Annotated in this window: 14 protein-coding genes and 1 pseudogene; 2 read left to right on the plus strand and 13 right to left on the minus strand. The window is 61.6% G+C overall.

Annotated elements, in window-relative coordinates:
- Positions 1-45: 45 nt before the first annotated feature.
- Positions 46-1,587 (minus strand): outer membrane beta-barrel protein, encoded by a 1,542-nt coding sequence (locus RWK44_RS20900; RefSeq protein ID WP_221946887.1) that lies wholly within the window; start codon positions 1,585-1,587, stop codon positions 46-48.
- Between the two features lie 176 nt (positions 1,588-1,763).
- Between RWK44_RS20900 and RWK44_RS20905 the strand changes: the two genes are divergently transcribed.
- Positions 1,764-2,759, plus strand: a complete 996-nt coding sequence (locus RWK44_RS20905; RefSeq protein ID WP_221946888.1) for a KpsF/GutQ family sugar-phosphate isomerase — start codon at positions 1,764-1,766, stop codon at positions 2,757-2,759.
- A gap of 14 nt (positions 2,760-2,773) precedes the next feature.
- Here RWK44_RS20905 and RWK44_RS20910 read toward each other — a convergent pair whose 3' ends face one another.
- The 12 genes and pseudogenes from RWK44_RS20910 to RWK44_RS20965 form a co-directional block, all read right to left on the minus strand.
- Entirely contained in the window at positions 2,774-3,229 is a 456-nt protein-coding gene (locus tag RWK44_RS20910; protein ID WP_003542867.1) for an NfeD family protein, read from the minus strand.
- A gap of 3 nt (positions 3,230-3,232) precedes the next feature.
- Positions 3,233-4,273: an SPFH domain-containing protein gene (locus tag RWK44_RS20915; RefSeq protein WP_221946889.1), complete on the minus strand. Its 1,041-nt coding sequence runs from the start codon at positions 4,271-4,273 to the stop codon at positions 3,233-3,235.
- Between the two features lie 183 nt (positions 4,274-4,456).
- Positions 4,457-5,491, minus strand: a complete 1,035-nt coding sequence (gene hemH, locus RWK44_RS20920; protein WP_316029334.1) for a ferrochelatase — start codon at positions 5,489-5,491, stop codon at positions 4,457-4,459.
- Between the two features lie 124 nt (positions 5,492-5,615).
- Positions 5,616-7,628 carry a 5'-nucleotidase C-terminal domain-containing protein gene (locus RWK44_RS20925; protein WP_316029335.1) on the minus strand — a complete coding sequence of 671 codons (2,013 nt, stop codon included), beginning with the start codon at positions 7,626-7,628 and terminating at the stop codon, positions 5,616-5,618.
- A 173-nt stretch (positions 7,629-7,801) separates the two neighbouring features.
- Positions 7,802-8,026: pseudogene (locus tag RWK44_RS20930) on the minus strand (hypothetical protein); the annotation flags it as partial.
- A gap of 33 nt (positions 8,027-8,059) precedes the next feature.
- The gene (omp10, locus tag RWK44_RS20935) at positions 8,060-8,428 is read right to left on the minus strand and encodes an outer membrane lipoprotein Omp10 (RefSeq protein ID WP_025395995.1); all 369 of its coding nucleotides are present in this window, start codon (positions 8,426-8,428) and stop codon (positions 8,060-8,062) included.
- A gap of 171 nt (positions 8,429-8,599) precedes the next feature.
- Complete coding sequence (locus tag RWK44_RS20940; protein ID WP_094087431.1) at positions 8,600-10,051, minus strand: homospermidine synthase; 1,452 nt, start codon at positions 10,049-10,051, stop codon at positions 8,600-8,602.
- Between the two features lie 195 nt (positions 10,052-10,246).
- The gene (locus tag RWK44_RS20945; RefSeq protein WP_168283119.1) at positions 10,247-10,612 is read right to left on the minus strand and encodes a nuclear transport factor 2 family protein; all 366 of its coding nucleotides are present in this window, start codon (positions 10,610-10,612) and stop codon (positions 10,247-10,249) included.
- A 17-nt stretch (positions 10,613-10,629) separates the two neighbouring features.
- Positions 10,630-10,914 carry a YciI family protein gene (locus tag RWK44_RS20950; protein WP_316029336.1) on the minus strand — a complete coding sequence of 95 codons (285 nt, stop codon included), beginning with the start codon at positions 10,912-10,914 and terminating at the stop codon, positions 10,630-10,632.
- 2 nt (positions 10,915-10,916) lie between these two features.
- On the minus strand, positions 10,917-11,546 hold the full coding sequence (locus RWK44_RS20955) for an aminotransferase class IV family protein (RefSeq protein WP_316029337.1): 630 nt from the start codon (positions 11,544-11,546) through the stop codon (positions 10,917-10,919).
- A complete protein-coding gene (locus tag RWK44_RS20960) occupies positions 11,543-12,703 on the minus strand; it encodes an aminodeoxychorismate synthase component I (RefSeq protein ID WP_221999740.1) in 1,161 nt (386 codons plus the stop codon). The genes RWK44_RS20955 and RWK44_RS20960 overlap by 4 nt, the downstream gene beginning before the upstream one ends.
- A 93-nt stretch (positions 12,704-12,796) precedes the next feature.
- Positions 12,797-14,653 carry a M3 family oligoendopeptidase gene (locus RWK44_RS20965; RefSeq protein ID WP_221999739.1) on the minus strand — a complete coding sequence of 619 codons (1,857 nt, stop codon included), beginning with the start codon at positions 14,651-14,653 and terminating at the stop codon, positions 12,797-12,799.
- Between the two features lie 310 nt (positions 14,654-14,963).
- On the opposite strand from RWK44_RS20965, the gene RWK44_RS20970 reads away from it, so the two are divergent.
- Entirely contained in the window at positions 14,964-16,511 is a 1,548-nt protein-coding gene (locus RWK44_RS20970; protein ID WP_017962060.1) for a sigma-54-dependent transcriptional regulator, read from the plus strand.
- The last annotated feature ends 64 nt before the right edge of the window (positions 16,512-16,575 follow it).

The following is a 16,575-nucleotide window of genomic DNA, read 5'->3' on the forward strand; positions in this document are numbered from 1 at the left end:
GCCGCGTGTCCTAACGGATGCGCGGCGCTCTATTTTCCGACATTCTTAGCGTTTCAGCTTGAGACCGACGCCGGCGCGCCATTGCTGCGAATCGGTGCCTTCCTTGCGCGTCGTCAGCTCGTAGCCGAGCGTGCTGGTGAGATCGAGATAGCGGTTGATGTTCCAGGTCAGGCCGGTCGCGGCGGTATAGACGAGCTCGTCGTTGATGGTGCTGTCCGTGGGATAATCGCGCCATATGACCCCGCCGATCATCGTCCCGACCAGGTTGTCGCGCAGCTGGTGGGTGACTGTCGTCGTCAGCGCGTGCGAGACGTAGCCGCTTTCGCCTGCCGTGGTCGAGGGCTGGATGCTTGTCTGCAGGTCGAGATTGACATCGGTGCCGCGGATCGGCGACCAGAGCAGGCTCGCATCAAGCGTGGCGGTATCGATCGAGGACAGGCGGCTGTCTTCGAAATCCGCCATCTCGTAGCCGACACCGACTTCACCCTTCAGCTTTTCGCCGAGATCGACCTCGACGCCTGCCTTGGCGCCATAGCTATGGCCGGAACGCTCGTAACCGGCGGAATCTTGCGTTTCGTCATAGACCGTGCGGCCGATGTTGGCCTCGATGAAGGGGATGAGCGCGGGGGACAGTTCGTAGCCGACACGGCCACGCAACGTGCCCGTCGTCTGATTGCGGTCGCTGAGGGAGACGGTCGTGCCGTTCGAAAGTTTAGCGTCCGAATAGATCGAGCGTGTCAGCGCAAGTGCCGTCGTGCCGCGCAGGATGCCAAAATCGCGTTGGACGGAGGCGCCGGCCGAAAATTCCTGCACGTCCGACTGCTGTGCGGCGTCGGCGATGGCGTCGGGATCGTCCGTATCCTCACGGTAGAAATTATAACCAGCGGTCAGGTGCGCGGTCGTATCGTCGGGAAGATCCAGCCTGAGATCGCCGTTGACTTTAAAGGAAGGCTGCTCCTCGCCCTCGCCGCTGATATTCCTCTGCCAGGCGCCTTCCGAGGTAACGGTCAGCTGGTGCCGACCCCAGTCGGAAGTCAGTGTCGCTGCCGCATCCGTTTCGAGAAAGGCGCGCCGCTGCCTGGTATTGCCGTCCTTGGTGGTCTCGGTGTTGATGCTCTGGGTGACGCTCGGGCGGAGCACAAAAGTGCCGATCGGAATTCCCGGCGTTTCTGCCGTCGAGGCGCTTTCGGCAGCCCTGCGGCGCGGCAGCGCCTCGTCGACCGACGCTTCACGGGTGTTCAGCCGGCGTATCTCTTCGTCGAGGATGGAACCGGTAATGTCGTCGCCGGCTTGCGCATCCGGTATGGCGGGCCGCTGCTGGGCATCCTCCGCATTCGCAGCCGTGCCGTTTGCCGCAGGCGTGGCGGTATCGCCGGTCTCGTCATCGAAACCGGCGGCGGATGCGGCATTGTTGGCGGCGCGGTTATCCTGAGAGGCGGCGGAGCGGCTGTTTGCCGGCTGCGGCGAGGCGGACTGCGCGAAGGCTGCCGGCTGGCTGAGAAACAGGCCACCGAGCACGGCAAAAGAGACGGCACAGCTCATGGCGCGGAGCGGCGTCACACTGCTCGTCTGTTTTGGCTGGCCCATGCAATTCGCGCCTGACATGCTTTCGGTTCTTACCCAAAGGTAAAGCCTTGTGGTTAACCATTCGTTGCCGGCGGCGGGCGCTGTTCACAATTCGGAAAGAGTGGGGGATCGGAAAGAGTGCGGGTCGGAAATCGTGTGGGGTGGACTTGGAAAGTGAAAAGGTCTAACGCAATTTCATGAACAGAAGAGCGATCAACCTCGTTGAAAACAGCGTGCTCGAATCGGCAAAACGCACGATAGAGACCGAAAGACGCGGTCTTGAAGCGCTCGAACAGGCTTTTGACAATGGATTGGCCGGTCCTTTCACACGGGCCGTCGAAGTCATCGGCGACATCTCCGGCCGCGTTATCGTCACCGGCGTCGGCAAGAGCGGGCATATCGGCGCCAAGCTCGCGGCGACATTCGCGTCAACCGGGACGCCCGCCTTTTTCGTACATGCGGCGGAGGCCAATCACGGCGATCTCGGGATGATCGCGCGCGACGACGTCGTGCTGGCGATTTCCAAAGGCGGCGAGAGCGCCGAGCTCAAGAGCATCATTTCCTTCACGCGGCGCTTCTCCATTCCGCTGATCGCGATCACCTGCAGCGAAGGTTCCTCGCTCGCGGCTGCCGCCGATATTGTCCTTCTGATGCCGAACGAACAGGAGGCCTGCCCCAATGGGCTGGCGCCGACGACCTCGACGCTGATGCAGCTTGCAATCGGCGACGCGCTGGCGGTGGCGCTTTTGGAGGCGCGCGGCTTTACCGCCACGGATTTCCACGTCTTCCACCCCGGCGGCAAGCTGGGCGCGAGCCTGATGCATGTCGCCGACGTCATGCACACCGGCGAGCGGCTGCCGCTCGTTGCCAAGGGTACACCGATGCCGGAGGCGATCACGGTGCTGTCGCGCAAGCACTTCGGCTGCGTCGGCGTGCTTGATGAGGATGGGCGGCTCTGCGGCATCGTCACCGAAGGCGACATGGCGCGCAACCTGACGCGCAATCTCTCTGAACTTGCCGTCGACGACATCATGACGCGGACGCCGAAGACGGTGAGGCCGACAGTGCTGGCGACCGCCGCCCTGGCGCTGCTCAACCAGCATCACATCGGCGCGCTGATCGTCATCGACGACGACCGCCGGCCGGTCGGGCTGGTGCATTTCCACGACCTGCTGCGGATCGGCGTCGCCTGATCAGGCTCGTTTGATCAGACGGGTTCCACCGTCAGGTCGCGGCCGTTGCTCGAAACCACCTTCACCTGCGTTCCCACGGGCAGGTCAGGTCCCATCACCTGCCATAGCGTATCGTCGAGTCGGATTCGGCCGCGGCCCTCACGGATCGGTTCGTGCAGCGTCGCTGTGCGGCCGACGAGGCTGGCGCCGCGCTGATTGAGGAAGGGCTCGTCGGTTGTGGCGTTGCGCAGCGTCAGCCGGCGGCCGGCGAAGGTCGTGGCAACGGCGAGAAGCGCAAAAAGGATCGCCTGTAACTCCCAGACCCAGAAGGCGCTGTCCCAGAAGAGCAGCGACAGCGCGCCGACGATCAAGGCGGCAAGGCCGATCCAGACCAGGAAGAAGCCGGGAACGATCATTTCCGCGGCGAGCAGCACGAGGCCCGCGACCCACCAGCTCCACGGACCGAGTTCGGCGACGATCTTCGCCAGCATGGCTTAGCGCTCCTGCTCGGGATTGAAAGGATTGGGGGTCGACGGATTGATCGGCGGCGTCGAGCGCGCCGGTGTGGGGCGCGGACGCGGCGGTACCGGCAGCGGCGTCGACGGGCTGTTGCCGGCATCGCCGAAGACCTCGCGGGCAATGGCGCCGATACCAGCGAGCGAGCTCAGGATGGAAGAGGCTTCCATCGGCATCATCACGACCTTGGAATTGGGCGCCGAACCGATCGAGGTGAGCGCCTCGGTGTATTTCTGGGCGACGAAATAGTTGATCGCCTGAATGTCGCCGGCGGCAATCGCTTCAGAGACCATCTTCGTCGCCTTGGCTTCGGCCTCGGCCAGGCGTTCGCGGGCTTCAGCATTGCGGAAGGCGGCTTCGCGCTGGCCTTCGGCTTGGAGAATGGCGGATTGCTTGGCGCCTTCGGCTCTGAGGATTTGCGCATTGCGCGAGCCTTCGGCTTCCAGCACCTGGGCGCGTTTCTCGCGCTCGGCCTTCATCTGGCGGGCCATCGCATCGACCAGGTCGCGCGGCGGCTGAATGTCCTTGATCTCGACGCGGGTGACCTTGATGCCCCAGGGATGCACGGCCTCGTCGACGACGCGCAGCAGCCGGTCGTTGATCGCATCGCGGTTGGAGAGCAGTTCGTCGAGATCCATCGAACCCATGACCGAGCGGATGTTGGTCATGGTCAGATTGAGGATGGCGTTTTCGAGGTTGGAGACCTGATAGGCAGCCTGGGCGGCGTTCAGCACCTGATAGAAGGAGACGGCATCGGCCGAAACCGAGGCATTGTCCTTGGTGATCACCTCCTGGGTCGGCACGTTCAGCACCTGCTCCATCACGTTCAGCTTGGCGCCGACGCGCTCGATGAAGGGGGTGATGAGGTTGAGGCCTGGCTCCAGCGTGCGGGTATAACGCCCGAAGCGCTCGATCGTATAGCGGTAGCCCTGCGGCACGGTCTTGATCCCGGCAAAGAGCACCAGGATGACGAAGATGACCAGCACGATCACGACGATGTCGAAGCCGCCGAACAGCATGAAGAATTCCTCCTATCGGCGCGTGCGCGCCTGCCCAACTGATGTGGTGGGGTAGCATGTTCTTTGCGAGGAAGAAATGCCACACGGATGCCACACATCCGCATGAGAGGGAGGTTTCATCTCGGTTGAATTATTCGGGCCTTCGCCAGCTATCCGCGCGGCGCCGCTTGCTGAAAAAGTTTCTCAGATCCAGCCCTGCAATTCGCGGCGGACGACCTTTTCCAGCACTTTCATGCCGTCCTCGCCGTCGTTGAGGCAGGGAATATGCGCGAACTTCTCGCCGCCGTTCTCGTAGAAAGAATGGGCGGCCTGTTCGGCGATCTCCTCCAGCGTCTCCAGACAGTCGGAGACGAAGCCGGGATTGATGACGGCGATGCGCTTGACGCCGTCCTTGGCGAGCTTTTCCACGGTCTTGTCGGTATAGGGCTGCAGCCATTCCTCCGGCCCGAAGCGGGACTGGAAGGTGACCATGAAATTTTCTTTGGTGAGCCCGAGCCGCTCGCGCAACAGCCTGCCGGTCTTCTGGCATTGACAGTAGTAGGGATCGCCCTGCTTGAAATAGGACATCGGTATGCCGTGGAAGGAGGCCAGCAGCATCTCAGGCTTCCAGTCGAGCGTCGAAAGATACCTTTCGACGGACGTGGCGAGCGCCTCTATATAGGTCTCGTCGTCGTGGTAATCGGGAACGGTGCGCAACGCAGGCTGCCAGCGCATCGAGAGCAGCTTCTGAAAGGCCTTGTCGTTGACGGTGGCGGTCGTCGCCGCCGCATATTGCGGATAGAGCGGGAAGAGCACGATACGGTCGCAGCCTTCTTCTTTCAACGCCTCGATGCGCGAGGCGATCGACGGTGTGCCGTAGCGCATCGCCCAGTCGACCTTGACGTTATCAAGATCCTTCAGGCGCTCAGCCATCAGGTGCGACTGATTGCGGGTGTAGGTGCGGAGATAACTTTCGTTTCTCTCTTTGTTCCAGATCAGCTCATAGGCCTTGCCGACCTTCTGCGGGCGGGTGTTGAGCACGATGCCGAACAGGATTGGATACCATTTCCAGGGCGACCATTCGATGACGCGGCGATCGGTCAGGAATTCCCTGAGATAACGGCGCATCGAGGTATAATCGGTGCCGTCAGGCGTGCCGAGATTGACCAGCAGCACACCCACCTTACCAAATTTGACGGCCGGATGGTCGGCCGGGCGGAGTGAAATATCTGCTGTCATTCTGACCCCAACGTTCATTTGTCCCATCGGCTCATACGCAGCCCGGAGATCGTGGTTCACCCTATAGAAAGAAAAGCCGGCCCGGAAAACCCCGGACCGGCCAGTGGCGTCGAGACAAATCGTCTTACTTGGCGGGGACCTGAATTTCCTCGCCGATCCTGAGATGGCGCGGATTCGGGCTGCCATTGGCTTCCGAGAGTTTGCGCCATTCGGCGCCATCGCCATAGAAGCTTTCGGCCAGATCCCAGAACGTATCGCCGGCAACGATGACATGGGTCGATGGTGTTGCCGGAGCTGGTGCGGGCTCGGTCGAAGGCGCCGGTGTGGCGGGTGCCGGAGCCGGTTCTGCGGATGGGGCAGGTGCTGCCGGAGTCGGGCTGGGTTCTGCAGACGGGGCTGGAGCTGCGGGGGCCGCCGGCGTCGGTTCGGCGGAAGGCGCCGGTGCAGCAGGTGCCGGAGCCGGCTCTGCAGACGGAGCGGGAGCAGCCGGTGCAGCAGGCGCTGGCTCGGAAGCGGAGGGAGCAGGCGCTGCCTGCGCCAGTTCCGTGACGCGGCCGTCCGTGTAGGGCTTGTAGGGCGAATGTGCTGCGACATATTCGGCGGTCACGTCGGCAAGGTCCGGACCGTAATCATAGGCGTTCTTGCCGTCCTTGAAGATCGAATAGCCATCGCCGCCGGCCCGCATGAAGTTGTTGGTGGCGACTTTGTAGGTCTTGGCAGGGTCGATCGGAGCGAAGCTGTCGCCCTCCTTCACCTGAACGTCGCCGACGCGACTGCCGACGGGCTTCGACTGATCGAAGGAGAACTTCAGGCCGGCGACCTGCGGGAAGCGCCCGGCGCCCTGGTCGATCTGGCTGACACCATTTTCGAGCGCTTTGACGACATCTGCGCCGGTCGTCTCAAACGTCGCGAGCGTGTTCTGGAAAGGCAGGACGGTGATGACTTCGCCCTGGGTGACCTCGCCGCCGTCGATCGAAGCGCGCAGGCCACCGCCGTTTTGAACGGCGATGGTGACGCCCTGGTTCTTGGTGCGATCGAGCATGGCGTCGGCCACCAGGTTACCCATCGAGCATTCCTTGACGCGGCAGACCTTGCGGTCGCCTTCGATCGGACTTTCGGAGGAGCCGATCACCTTCTTGCGCAGTTCCTCGATCGGCTTTGCCAGTTCGGCAATGCGGGTAATGACGGCGGGATCGGGCGTGAAGCTGGAATCGATCAGGATCGGATCGCCCTTGGCATCCTTGACCATGCCGCTATCGTCGAAATTGACGACGAGGTCACCGAGATACTTGCTGTAGGAAGCAGCCTGGACAACCGGCACCTTGTAGCCGCTGGGATTGTCGACCATCGTCGGGTAGGGGCCTTCAGCCTTCGGATCGGTATTCGAGAGCAGGCTGTGCGAATGGCCGCCGACGACGACGTCGACATCCGGGATTTTGGCGATCAGGGCGAGATCGCGGGGATAGCCGACATGGGTGAGCGCGATGATCTTGTTGACGCCCTGTGCCTTCAGACCCTGAACGGCTGCCGTGATGGTCTGGACGTCATCTTCAATCGTAACGTTCGGGCCGGGGGAGGAAAGTTCTGCCGTATCATTGGTGACGGCGCCGACGATGCCGATCTTCTGGTCGCCGACATCGAGCACCAGCGAGGGCTTGATGCGGTCGCCGAGCTTGGAGGCGGCGGTCGCCTTGACGTTCGCCGTCACGACAGGGAACTGCACCTTGTCGAGGAAGGTCGCGAGCCCGTCCTCACTGTCGTCGAATTCATGGTTGCCGACGGTCATGGCGTCGAACTTCATCAGGTTCAGGAATTCGGCTTCGGCTGCTCCCTTGTAGGTTGTGTAGAAGAGCGAGCCCTGGAAATTGTCGCCGGCATTGAGGAGGACGATGTTCTTGCCGGATAGCGCCTGACGGCGCTGGTCGATCGCGGTCTTCAGGCGGGCCGCACCACCGAAGCATTCCTTCTTGCCTTCCTCCTCGGCCGAACAAGTGGAGTCGAACTTGTTGATCGATTCGATGCGCGAATGGAAATCGTTGATATGAAGAATATTGAGTTCGTAATCCGCAAAGGCGGCGCCCGCGCTCAGCGCCAGCATGGACGCGGTCAAAAGACCGAAGCTGAAAGACCTCGTCATCCCTGTTCTCCTGATTGAGGCGAAAGATCCCCCTGATCCTCGCCGATCCCTTTCATTATGCGCCGGGGCCGTTTCCCGGCCTGCGGATGTTCCATCAGACGATGCACGACCGCAAGAGAAAGCTGGGCCAGGCGAGACGCTTTCCAAGGGGGCAGGGTAAAAAAGCCGGGTTCCTATCCCCGGCATTCGCTGTCGGCGGCGTTTCGGTAGAGTTCGTGCACGGCCTCTGCGATATTCGGGACCGTCGCGAGCGCGATGATCAAGCAGAGAATGGAAACGAGGCGATGAAAGCGCCGGCCGGCCCGATAGGCAATGAGCGCGCCTGCACCATAGATCAGAACCGCCGGTACGACGAAGATCAGCACCAGCGGCCCGTCGCAATCGGGAGCGGCGATGCCCGCATGGTGTGCTCTAGCCTATCGCCCCATCTCTCAGCCGCGGCGGGAAAGCGTGAACTGCGCGCCGGAATCGGAGGTGCAATTGAGCTGGCTCGGGTTGACGAGGGCGCAATTGACCTTGGACTGGGTCTTGCGCACCAGCGAGGTCATGTTGATCTCCACCAGGGTCGGTGAGGTATTGATATAGGTGCCCGAGGCAAGAAGCTGGTTGCTGTCGGTCGTGCGGGTGGTGAACGTACCGCCTTGGAAGGTGGAAACGATGCCGTTCGGATCGCTCCAGTTGCCTTCGACACCGGTGGCGGCGGGCGAGGTTGCAACCGGCAAACGACGCGGCTCCGATGAAACGCAGGCGGCAAGAGCGGCCGCTGCACCGACAAGAACAAGACCAGTTCTGATTTTCATAAGGCTTCTCCCGGCGAATCGGCGCGGCGGACAGCCGCCAAGTTCGGGCAAAACATGGCGCGCGCCCGGCACGAAGGCAAGCCTTGGAGGGGTGGCGGGCGCCAATTATACAGCCGGCGTTACAAAAATGCCCGCCTTGCGGCGGGCATTGTCAAAGCCGTGCAGGCGATCTCAGCGAACCAGAATGTTCCTGAACTGCCACGGATCCTTGGTGTCGATATCCTCCGGGAAGAGGCCCGGACGGCCGTCGAGCGGGGTCCAGTCGGTGTAGTGGCCTTCGACCGGGCCGAGATAAGGCATCTGCACTTCGAGGCAGCGCTTGTAATCGATCTCGTCGGCTTCGACGATGCCGGCATTCGGGTTTTCCAGCGCCCAGACCATGCCGGCGAGGACGGCGGATGTGACCTGCAGGCCGGTGGCGTTCTGGTAGGGCGCGATGCGGCGGGTTTCTTCCAGCGACAGGCGTGAGCCATACCAATAGGCATTCTTCTCATGGCCGTAGAGCAGGACGCCGAGTTCGTCGATGCCGTCCTCCAGCTCGTCCTCGTCGAGAACGTGATGGACCGGCTGCGGCGTGCCGCCATTGCCGAACATCTCATGCAGCGAGAGAACGGCGTCGTTGGCCGGGTGGTAGGCATAGTGGCAGGTCGGGCGGAAGGTCACTTCGCCGTCCTTGTCGCGGACCGTGAAAAAGTCGGCGATCGAGATCGACTCGTTGTGGGTGACGAGGAAGCCATATTGCGGACCAGGCGTCGGGCACCAGGTGCGCACGCGGGTGTTGGCGCCCGGCTGTTCCAGGTAGATTGCCGCCTTGTTGCCCTTCTTATGCTTCTTGGCGTTCTTCGGCATCCATTCTTCATGTGTGCCCCAGCCGAGTTCGGCCGGCTGCAGGCCTTCAGAGATGAAGCCTTCGACGGACCAGGTGTTCCAGAAGACGTTGAGCGGCTTCGGATGCTTGGTGCGCTGGGTGTCGCGCTCGGCGATGTGGACGCCCTTTACCCCGAGCTTCTTCATCAGCTTTGCCCAGCCTTCGCGATCGTGCTGGTCCGGTTCCTCGAACTTGAGGCCGATGTCGTTGGCGAGGTTGACGAGCGCCTGCTTGACGAACCAGGAGACCATGCCGGGATTGGCGCCGCATGTGGAGACGGCGGTGGCGCCGCCCGGATTCTTCGCCTTTTCCTTGCGCATGGTTTCGCGCAGCGCATAGTTGGTGCGGTCGGCATTGCTCATGCTCTTGTCGAAATAGAAGCCGAGCCAAGGCTCGACGACGGTGTCGATATAGGGAACGTCGAGCTTGCGGCAGAGCTTGATGATGTCGAGCGAGGAGGTGTCGACCGAAAGGTTGACGCAGAAACCCTGGCCCTCGCCTTCCGTCAGCAGCGGCTTCAGCAGTTCCTTGTAGTTGTCCTTGGTGACATATTCCTTGATGTGGCGAACGCCGTGCTTCTTCAGGATCTCCATGTCGGAGGGTTCTTCACGAGGGTCGATGACGACCATCCGGCTCTTGTCGAATTTGAAATGGCGCTCGATCAGAGGCAGGGTGCCGCGACCGATGGAGCCAAAGCCGATCATCACGATCGGACCGGTAATTTCGGCATATACCGGATAGTTCTGTTCCGTCATTCTTTTCTCCTGTGGAAGGCGACGAAGGCATTCAGCCCGAAGAATTATTTTGAAATTGCCGCAGAGAGTGCGAAGTGACCGGCTCTAACCATAAAACGACGTCACAATAAAGAGCGTTGACGGGGAAAGGCCAAATATCGAGCAGGGATAGAGCCGGCGAGGCCGTCCTGGGGGTCGGCAGCCCGATGGATTGGCTTAACCGATGACGGTGCCCTGGTGGAAGAGCATGCGCCAGTGTCCATCCTCTTCCAGCCGCCAGATGGAACTGCGCAGCGTCCGCCTTTCGCCTCCGTCGGTGTCGGTGTAAATGGCGCGGTAGGTGACGAGCGCGATGTGCTCCGCAAGCCTTTGGGTTTCGAAATGCTCGCCGCGGGACGTTCCCGTCCGTTGTTCGGCCAAAAGACTGGGCACAATGACGTCGAAGGTATAGAGCCGTCCGGAACTGCCGATTTCACGGAAATCGCGCGAGAGCAGCGTCGTCAGCATCTCCCGCGAGGCGCGAACCGATGGCTCGAAGAGTTTTTCTTCGAGCTTTTTCAGATGGGCTGCGAGATCATCCATGATTTGCTCCTCTAAATTCAGCCCTTCAGGATTTCCAGTCCTTCGACCGCGGTCGTCACGGCAAGCTCGGTGATGTCGTATTCGGCAACGCCATGGATGATGAAGGGATCGGCTGCGACATAGGCCTCGATTGCGGTGCGATCGCCGATTGCGAGGATGACGCCGCCGGTGCGCGGCACTTTGCGGCCTGAGGCGAGGAACCAGCCCTTGGCATAACCCTCCTTCACCCAGGCCATATGCCGCTCCATGTGCCTGTCGGCTTCATCGTTCGGTTTCACATAGGTGAGGGAGAGAATGTACACGGTCAGCTCCTGACGAGATTTGCGCGGATCAGGCCGCGCAGCGAATTGCCGATATAAAGCGTGCCGGCATCGAGATCGGCAAGCGTGATACGGCCGACGCGGGCCTGACGCCGGCAGATGAGTTCGGTGCGCAGCACGCCGGCGAGCAGGCCGCAGGAAATCGGCGGGGTGCGCAGGATGCCGGTTCCGTCGTCCAGGAAGATCGAGGTGATGGTGCCCTCGCAGACTTCGCCACGTTCGTTCAAAAGCATGACCTCATCGGCTTCATCAGGCCTATATTCGGCGCGTGCGGCCTCGTAGACGGCACGGCGCGTGGTCTTGACGCGCAGCAGCCTGTCGGCGGAATTCAGGCGGGTCTCGGCGAGGCGGACGGTCCAGATGGTATCGGGCGCCAGAGGCACGAAAGCGGCGCTCGTCACTTCGATGTGGCCTTGCGCGTCGAAGGTCAGGCGGATGCGCCGCGGACCGGCAGCACCCGCAACGGCTTCGTCGAGCTTGGCCGCCGCCTCGATCGGTTGCGGGAAGCCAAGGCGACGGGCGGAGCGGGAAAGCCGCGCGAGATGCAGCCGCAGCCGGATGAAGCCCTCGCCGGGCTGCCAGCGCAGCGTCTCGATCAGCGAAAAATCGATCATCGCTCAATCCATTGGTCGCCGACAGCGAAGCGGGCCTTGAGCAGGCATTCCTCATATTCGGCCTCGGCAGTCGAATCGAAGACGATGCCGCCGCCGACATTGAAGACGGCCCTACCGCCGTTAAAAAGCGTGATCGTGCGGATGGCGACGGAAAAACGCATGGCGCCGGTGGGCGAGATCATGCCGATCGCGCCGCAATAGGCGTCGCGCGGGACATCCTCGAGCGCATGGAGGATTTCCATTGCCCGCATCTTCGGCGCGCCGGTGATCGAACCGCAGGGAAAGAGCGCGGAGAAGATGTCGCGGATCGAAAGATCGGGGCGGAGCCTTGCCTGGACATGGCTCACCATCTGGTGGACGGTCGGATAGGTCTCGATGTCGAAGAGCTTCGGGACGTCGAGCGTGCCGACTTCGGTGATGCGGGAGATATCGTTGCGCAGGAGATCGACGATCATGCGGTTTTCCGCCTGCGTCTTGATATCGTGGCGCATGGCTTCGATGATTTCGGCATCCTCGGCGGCGGTAGCGCCGCGTTTCGCCGTGCCTTTCATCGGATGGGTCTCGATCCAGCCCTCTTCGTCGGTGCGGAAGAAAAGTTCGGGCGACCGCGAAAGGATGATCGGGCCGCCGAGATCGACCAGCGCGCCGTATTTGACAGGCTGGCGTTCGATCAGCGACCAGAAGGCGGCACGAGGGTCGCCGTTCCAGCGAGCCTCGACCGGCATGGTGAGGTTTGCCTGATAGGCGTCGCCGAGCCGCAGGTGCTGGTGGAGACGGTCGAAGCGCTCTTTATATATGGGGAAATTCCAGGCAGCTTTCGGAGCGGTGAGGAATTCCTCGTTTTCGAGGCGCTGTTTTGGTTGGGCAAGCGGATGGGTATCGGCCTGCGGAGCATCGAACACGCCGAAACAGATGAGGGGGGTCTCGCGATGTTCCCCGGCGAAGGGGGCAAGTTTTTCCTCGAAGAGGTATCCGGCCTCATAGGCCATGTAGCCGGCAAGCCATTTGCCTGCGGCCTTGGCCTGCTCCATCCGGGCAAGGCCTATAACGAACTCGGCGCGCGTCCTGGCAACGATGATCTCTGCCGGCTCGGCGAAAAGCATCACCTGTCCGGTCACGTCGTCGCGGAAGAGAATAGTGGGTTGGGTTTCGGCCATCGGCGGCGTCTTTTCTTGGAGCGCGATCCCTCGTCCGCCTGCCGTCGCCTCTTCCCGCTTGCGGGAAGAGGTTTGGCGTGGGGAGAGGGCTGATCAGGCCGCTCGGTCCAACGCTTCCAACTCGTCGATCAGCCCTTCGATCATCGACAGGCCCTGGCTCCAGAACGACGGATCGGTGGCGTCGAGGCCGAAAGGTTTCAGCAGTTCCGAGTGATGTTTGGTGCCGCCGGCCCTCAGCAGTTCGAAATACTTCTCCTGAAAGCCCTTCTCCGCCTTCTGGTAGACGGCATAGAGCGAATTCACCAGGCAATCGCCGAAGGCATAGGCGTAGACATAGAAGGGCGAGTGGATGAAGTGGGGGATATAGGCCCAATAGGTCTCGTATCCCTCGGAAATGCTGATCGCCGGCCCGAGGCTCTCCGACTGGACGGAGAGCCAGAGTTCGCCGATGTCGTCAGCTGTGAGTTCGCCGGCCTTGCGGGCGGTGTGCAGCTTCCGCTCGAATTCGTAGAAGGCGATCTGGCGCACGACCGTGTTGATCATGTCCTCGACCTTCTGGGCGAGCATCGCCTTGCGCTCACGCGTATCGGTGGTCTTTTGCAGAAGTGCGCGGAAGGTCAGCATCTCGCCGAACACGGAAGCAGTTTCGGCAAGCGTCAGCGGCGTCTGGCACATCAGCGCCCCTTGCGCGCCGGCGAGAACCTGATGCACGCCATGCCCGAGTTCATGGGCAAGCGTCATCACATCGCGCGGCTTTCCCATGTAATTGACGAGTACATAGGGATGGGCCGAGGGAACCGTCGGATGCGCGAAGGCACCTGGCGCCTTGCCGGCACGAACCGGAGCATCGATCCACTGCTCGTCGAAGAACCGCCTGGCGATATCAGCCATCTCCGGGGCAAAATTGCCATAGGCCGAAAGCACCGTGTCCTTCGCCTCCGGCCAGGAGATGATGGCGGTGGAGGTTTCCGGAAGCGGCGCGTTGCGGTCCCAGAAATTCATCTGCTCCATGCCGAGCCATTTCGCCTTCATCTTGTAATAGCGATGCGAAAGGCGGGGATAGGCTTCGCGGACGGCTGCGGCCAGCGCATCGACGACCTCGCGCTCGACGCGGTTTGCCAGGTGGCGGCTGTCGGCGATGTCTTCGAAGCCGCGCCAGCGGTCGGCGATCTCCTTATCCTTGGCAAGCGTGTTGGTGATCAGCGTGAAGGTGCGGATATTCGCCTTGAAGGTTTCGGCGAGCGCCATGGCTGCCTTGCGGCGCACTTCCGGATCCTTTTCCTGCAGCTTGTTCAGCGCGACTTCGAGCGGCACTTTCTCGCCATCGATGTCGTAGCGAAGTTCCGCCATGGTTTCGTCGAAGAGGCGGTTGAAGGCGGCGGCCGATGTCATCGACTTCTCGAGGAATAGCTGTTCCAGCTTGTCGTCGAGCTGATAGGGCTTGTCCTTCCGGAGGTCGAGCAGCCAAGGGCGATAATGTCCGGCGGCGGGATCATTCGCCATGCAGGCGTCGAGCACCGCGTCGTCGATGCGGTTCAGTTCCAGCGCAAAGAACAGGAGATGGCCGGAAAATTCGGTGATCTTGGTCTGTACGTCGCCGTAGAGCTTGCCGTTTGTCGGATTGGTGGTGTCGGAGAAATAAGTGAGGCCGGCGAAGGAGCCGAGACGGCCGATGATGTCGTCTAGCGCCTCATATTCCTTCAGCGCCGCGCCGATGCCCTCAGCGCCGGTCTTCGCCGCCGCCTCAGTGAGTGTGCCCTTCCACTTTTCTTCAAAGGCGATCGCTGCCTTGCCGGCCTTTTCCATGTCGGCGACGAAGGCGGTGGAGGTGGCGGAGGGATAAAGATCCTGCAGCTTCCAGACCGGCAGCTCGCCGAGCGCCGGGTCGGCGGCTCCGGCTGGCGCTGCTGCCGATAAAAGAAGGCCGGCATGCGGGAGCTTGATTTTCATGGGCGCAATTCCTCTCCACTTTCATAACAGGTCTGATTGTCTACCGCATCGGCCCGAAAATCGGAATCGATTTTCGGAAAGCACGATGCGTAGGTTCAAAGTGTTACAGCGTCCTTTGCGCGTCTGAAAAGACGGCGGCGCTGTAAGCGCGGGAAGGCCCGGCATCAAGGGGATTTCGGCGCATGAAAGGCCTCGCTTCGGCACGAAAACGACGCGTGGCAATCGTTAAAATGCAATTGTTTCTCAAAACTGGATGTTCAAGCCTTGCTGTCAGAGTGCGCTTTATGGTTTCGCATGAAGTGAGGCGACAATGACCGGTTACAATGAGCTCAAGGGAGCAGGGCAGATCCTCGTGGTCGAAGACGACCCCGTGCAGCGCCGCCTGCTCAAGAACGCAATCGAGCGTCACGGCCATGTCGTGCACCAGGCGGAAAACGGCCGCATCGGCCTGGAAATGGTCAAACGCGACAGCGGCCTTTTCAACGTCATCGTGCTCGACTTGATGATGCCGGAGATGACCGGCCTCGAATTCCTCGATGCGCTTCACGAATTCGGCACGCAGATCCCCGTCATCGTGCAGACGGGGCAGGGCGGCATCGAAACGGTGGTGCAGGCGATGCGCGCCGGCGCCTTCGATTTCGTCGTCAAGCCGGTCTCGCCCGAACGCATCGCCACTTCCATCTCGAACGCGATGAAGCTCGACCAGCGCGAAGTGAAGGCGCGGGCCGGACGCCGGTCGCGCTCAGGCTCGGTCGGTTTCGACGACATCGTCTCGGCAAGCCCGGCGATGCTCCGTGTCATCGATCTCGCCCAGCGGGCGGCTCAGTCCAACATTCCCGTCGTGCTCGAAGGCGAATCCGGCGTCGGCAAGGAGCTGGTGGCGCGCGCCATCCAGTCCGGCGGCGACCGCTCGAACAAGCCCTTCGTCACGGTCAATTGCGGGGCGATCCCGCATAATCTGGTCGAAAGCATTCTCTTCGGTCACGAGAAGGGCGCGTTTACCGGCGCGACCGAGCGCCATATCGGCAAATTCATGGAAGCCGATGGCGGCACCATCTTTCTCGACGAGATCGGTGACCTGCCGCTTGAGGTGCAGGTGAAGCTTCTGCGTGCCGTGCAGCAGGGCGAGATCGAGACCGTCGGTGCGCGCACCGCGCACAAGGTCAATGTCCGACTGATCTCGGCGACCAACAAGGATCTGATCGAGGAGGTCAAGAACGGCCATTTCCGCGAGGATCTCTATTATCGCCTCAACGTCTTCCCGATCACCATTCCGGCGCTGCGCAAACGTAAGGAAGACATTCCGCATCTGGTGCGCGTCTTTGCTGACCGCTTCTCCAGCGAGCAGAAGAACGGCCGCCGCATGACGGTGAATGCCGGCACGCTGGCTTTGCTGACGGCCTATGACTGGCCGGGCAACATCCGCCAGCTCGAAAACGCGATCTTCCGCGCGGTCGTCTTGGCCGAAGGGCCGGAGTTGACCGAAGCGGATTTCCCGCAGATCGCCGCCCAGCTTCCGGAATATGACGTGGTGGATCACCTGGCGCTCGTTGCCGACAATACCGGCCTCGATCCCGACAGCGGCTATGGCGAGGACTTCAGGGCGTCGATCTCAGGCGAGGTGCACCACCACCGGCTGTCCGAGGCCCCGGAAAACGCCATCGCCAGCGTCAATCCTGCCGGAGACGTGCGTAGGCTTGCCGATGTCGAGGAGGAGCTCATCCGATTCGCGCTCAAATTCTACCGCGGGCAGATGAGTCAAGTGGCGCGGAAGCTCGGCATCGGCCGATCCACACTTTATCGCAAGCTCAAGGACTACGGCATAGATCCTGACAATCCCCAGAAAGATGCGGCTTAAGCGCTTTTCATTAAGATTAAGGCAACCACGTTTTGTTACTAGTCATAAACCACTTGTTAGTGGC

This window comes from Rhizobium sp. 25PS6, from assembly GCF_032464655.1.
Taxonomy (GTDB): Bacteria; Pseudomonadota; Alphaproteobacteria; order Rhizobiales; family Rhizobiaceae; genus Rhizobium; species Rhizobium laguerreae.

What these genes read in the sequence shown, in the direction of transcription:
- RWK44_RS20900 (WP_221946887.1), bottom strand. Translation starts at nt 1,587, where the DNA reads ATGGGCCAGCCAAAACAGACGAGCAGTGTGACGCCGCTCCGCGCCATG.
- RWK44_RS20905 (WP_221946888.1), top strand. Translation starts at nt 1,764, where the DNA reads ATGAACAGAAGAGCGATCAACCTCGTTGAAAACAGCGTGCTCGAATCG.
- RWK44_RS20910 (WP_003542867.1), bottom strand. Translation starts at nt 3,229, where the DNA reads ATGCTGGCGAAGATCGTCGCCGAACTCGGTCCGTGGAGCTGGTGGGTC.
- RWK44_RS20915 (WP_221946889.1), bottom strand. Translation starts at nt 4,273, where the DNA reads ATGCTGTTCGGCGGCTTCGACATCGTCGTGATCGTGCTGGTCATCTTC.
- hemH (WP_316029334.1), bottom strand. Translation starts at nt 5,491, where the DNA reads ATGACAGCAGATATTTCACTCCGCCCGGCCGACCATCCGGCCGTCAAA.
- RWK44_RS20925 (WP_316029335.1), bottom strand. Translation starts at nt 7,628, where the DNA reads ATGACGAGGTCTTTCAGCTTCGGTCTTTTGACCGCGTCCATGCTGGCG.
- omp10 (WP_025395995.1), bottom strand. Translation starts at nt 8,428, where the DNA reads ATGAAAATCAGAACTGGTCTTGTTCTTGTCGGTGCAGCGGCCGCTCTT.
- RWK44_RS20940 (WP_094087431.1), bottom strand. Translation starts at nt 10,051, where the DNA reads ATGACGGAACAGAACTATCCGGTATATGCCGAAATTACCGGTCCGATC.
- RWK44_RS20945 (WP_168283119.1), bottom strand. Translation starts at nt 10,612, where the DNA reads ATGGATGATCTCGCAGCCCATCTGAAAAAGCTCGAAGAAAAACTCTTC.
- RWK44_RS20955 (WP_316029337.1), bottom strand. Translation starts at nt 11,546, where the DNA reads ATGATCGATTTTTCGCTGATCGAGACGCTGCGCTGGCAGCCCGGCGAG.
- RWK44_RS20960 (WP_221999740.1), bottom strand. Translation starts at nt 12,703, where the DNA reads ATGGCCGAAACCCAACCCACTATTCTCTTCCGCGACGACGTGACCGGA.
- RWK44_RS20965 (WP_221999739.1), bottom strand. Translation starts at nt 14,653, where the DNA reads ATGAAAATCAAGCTCCCGCATGCCGGCCTTCTTTTATCGGCAGCAGCG.
- RWK44_RS20970 (WP_017962060.1), top strand. Translation starts at nt 14,964, where the DNA reads ATGACCGGTTACAATGAGCTCAAGGGAGCAGGGCAGATCCTCGTGGTC.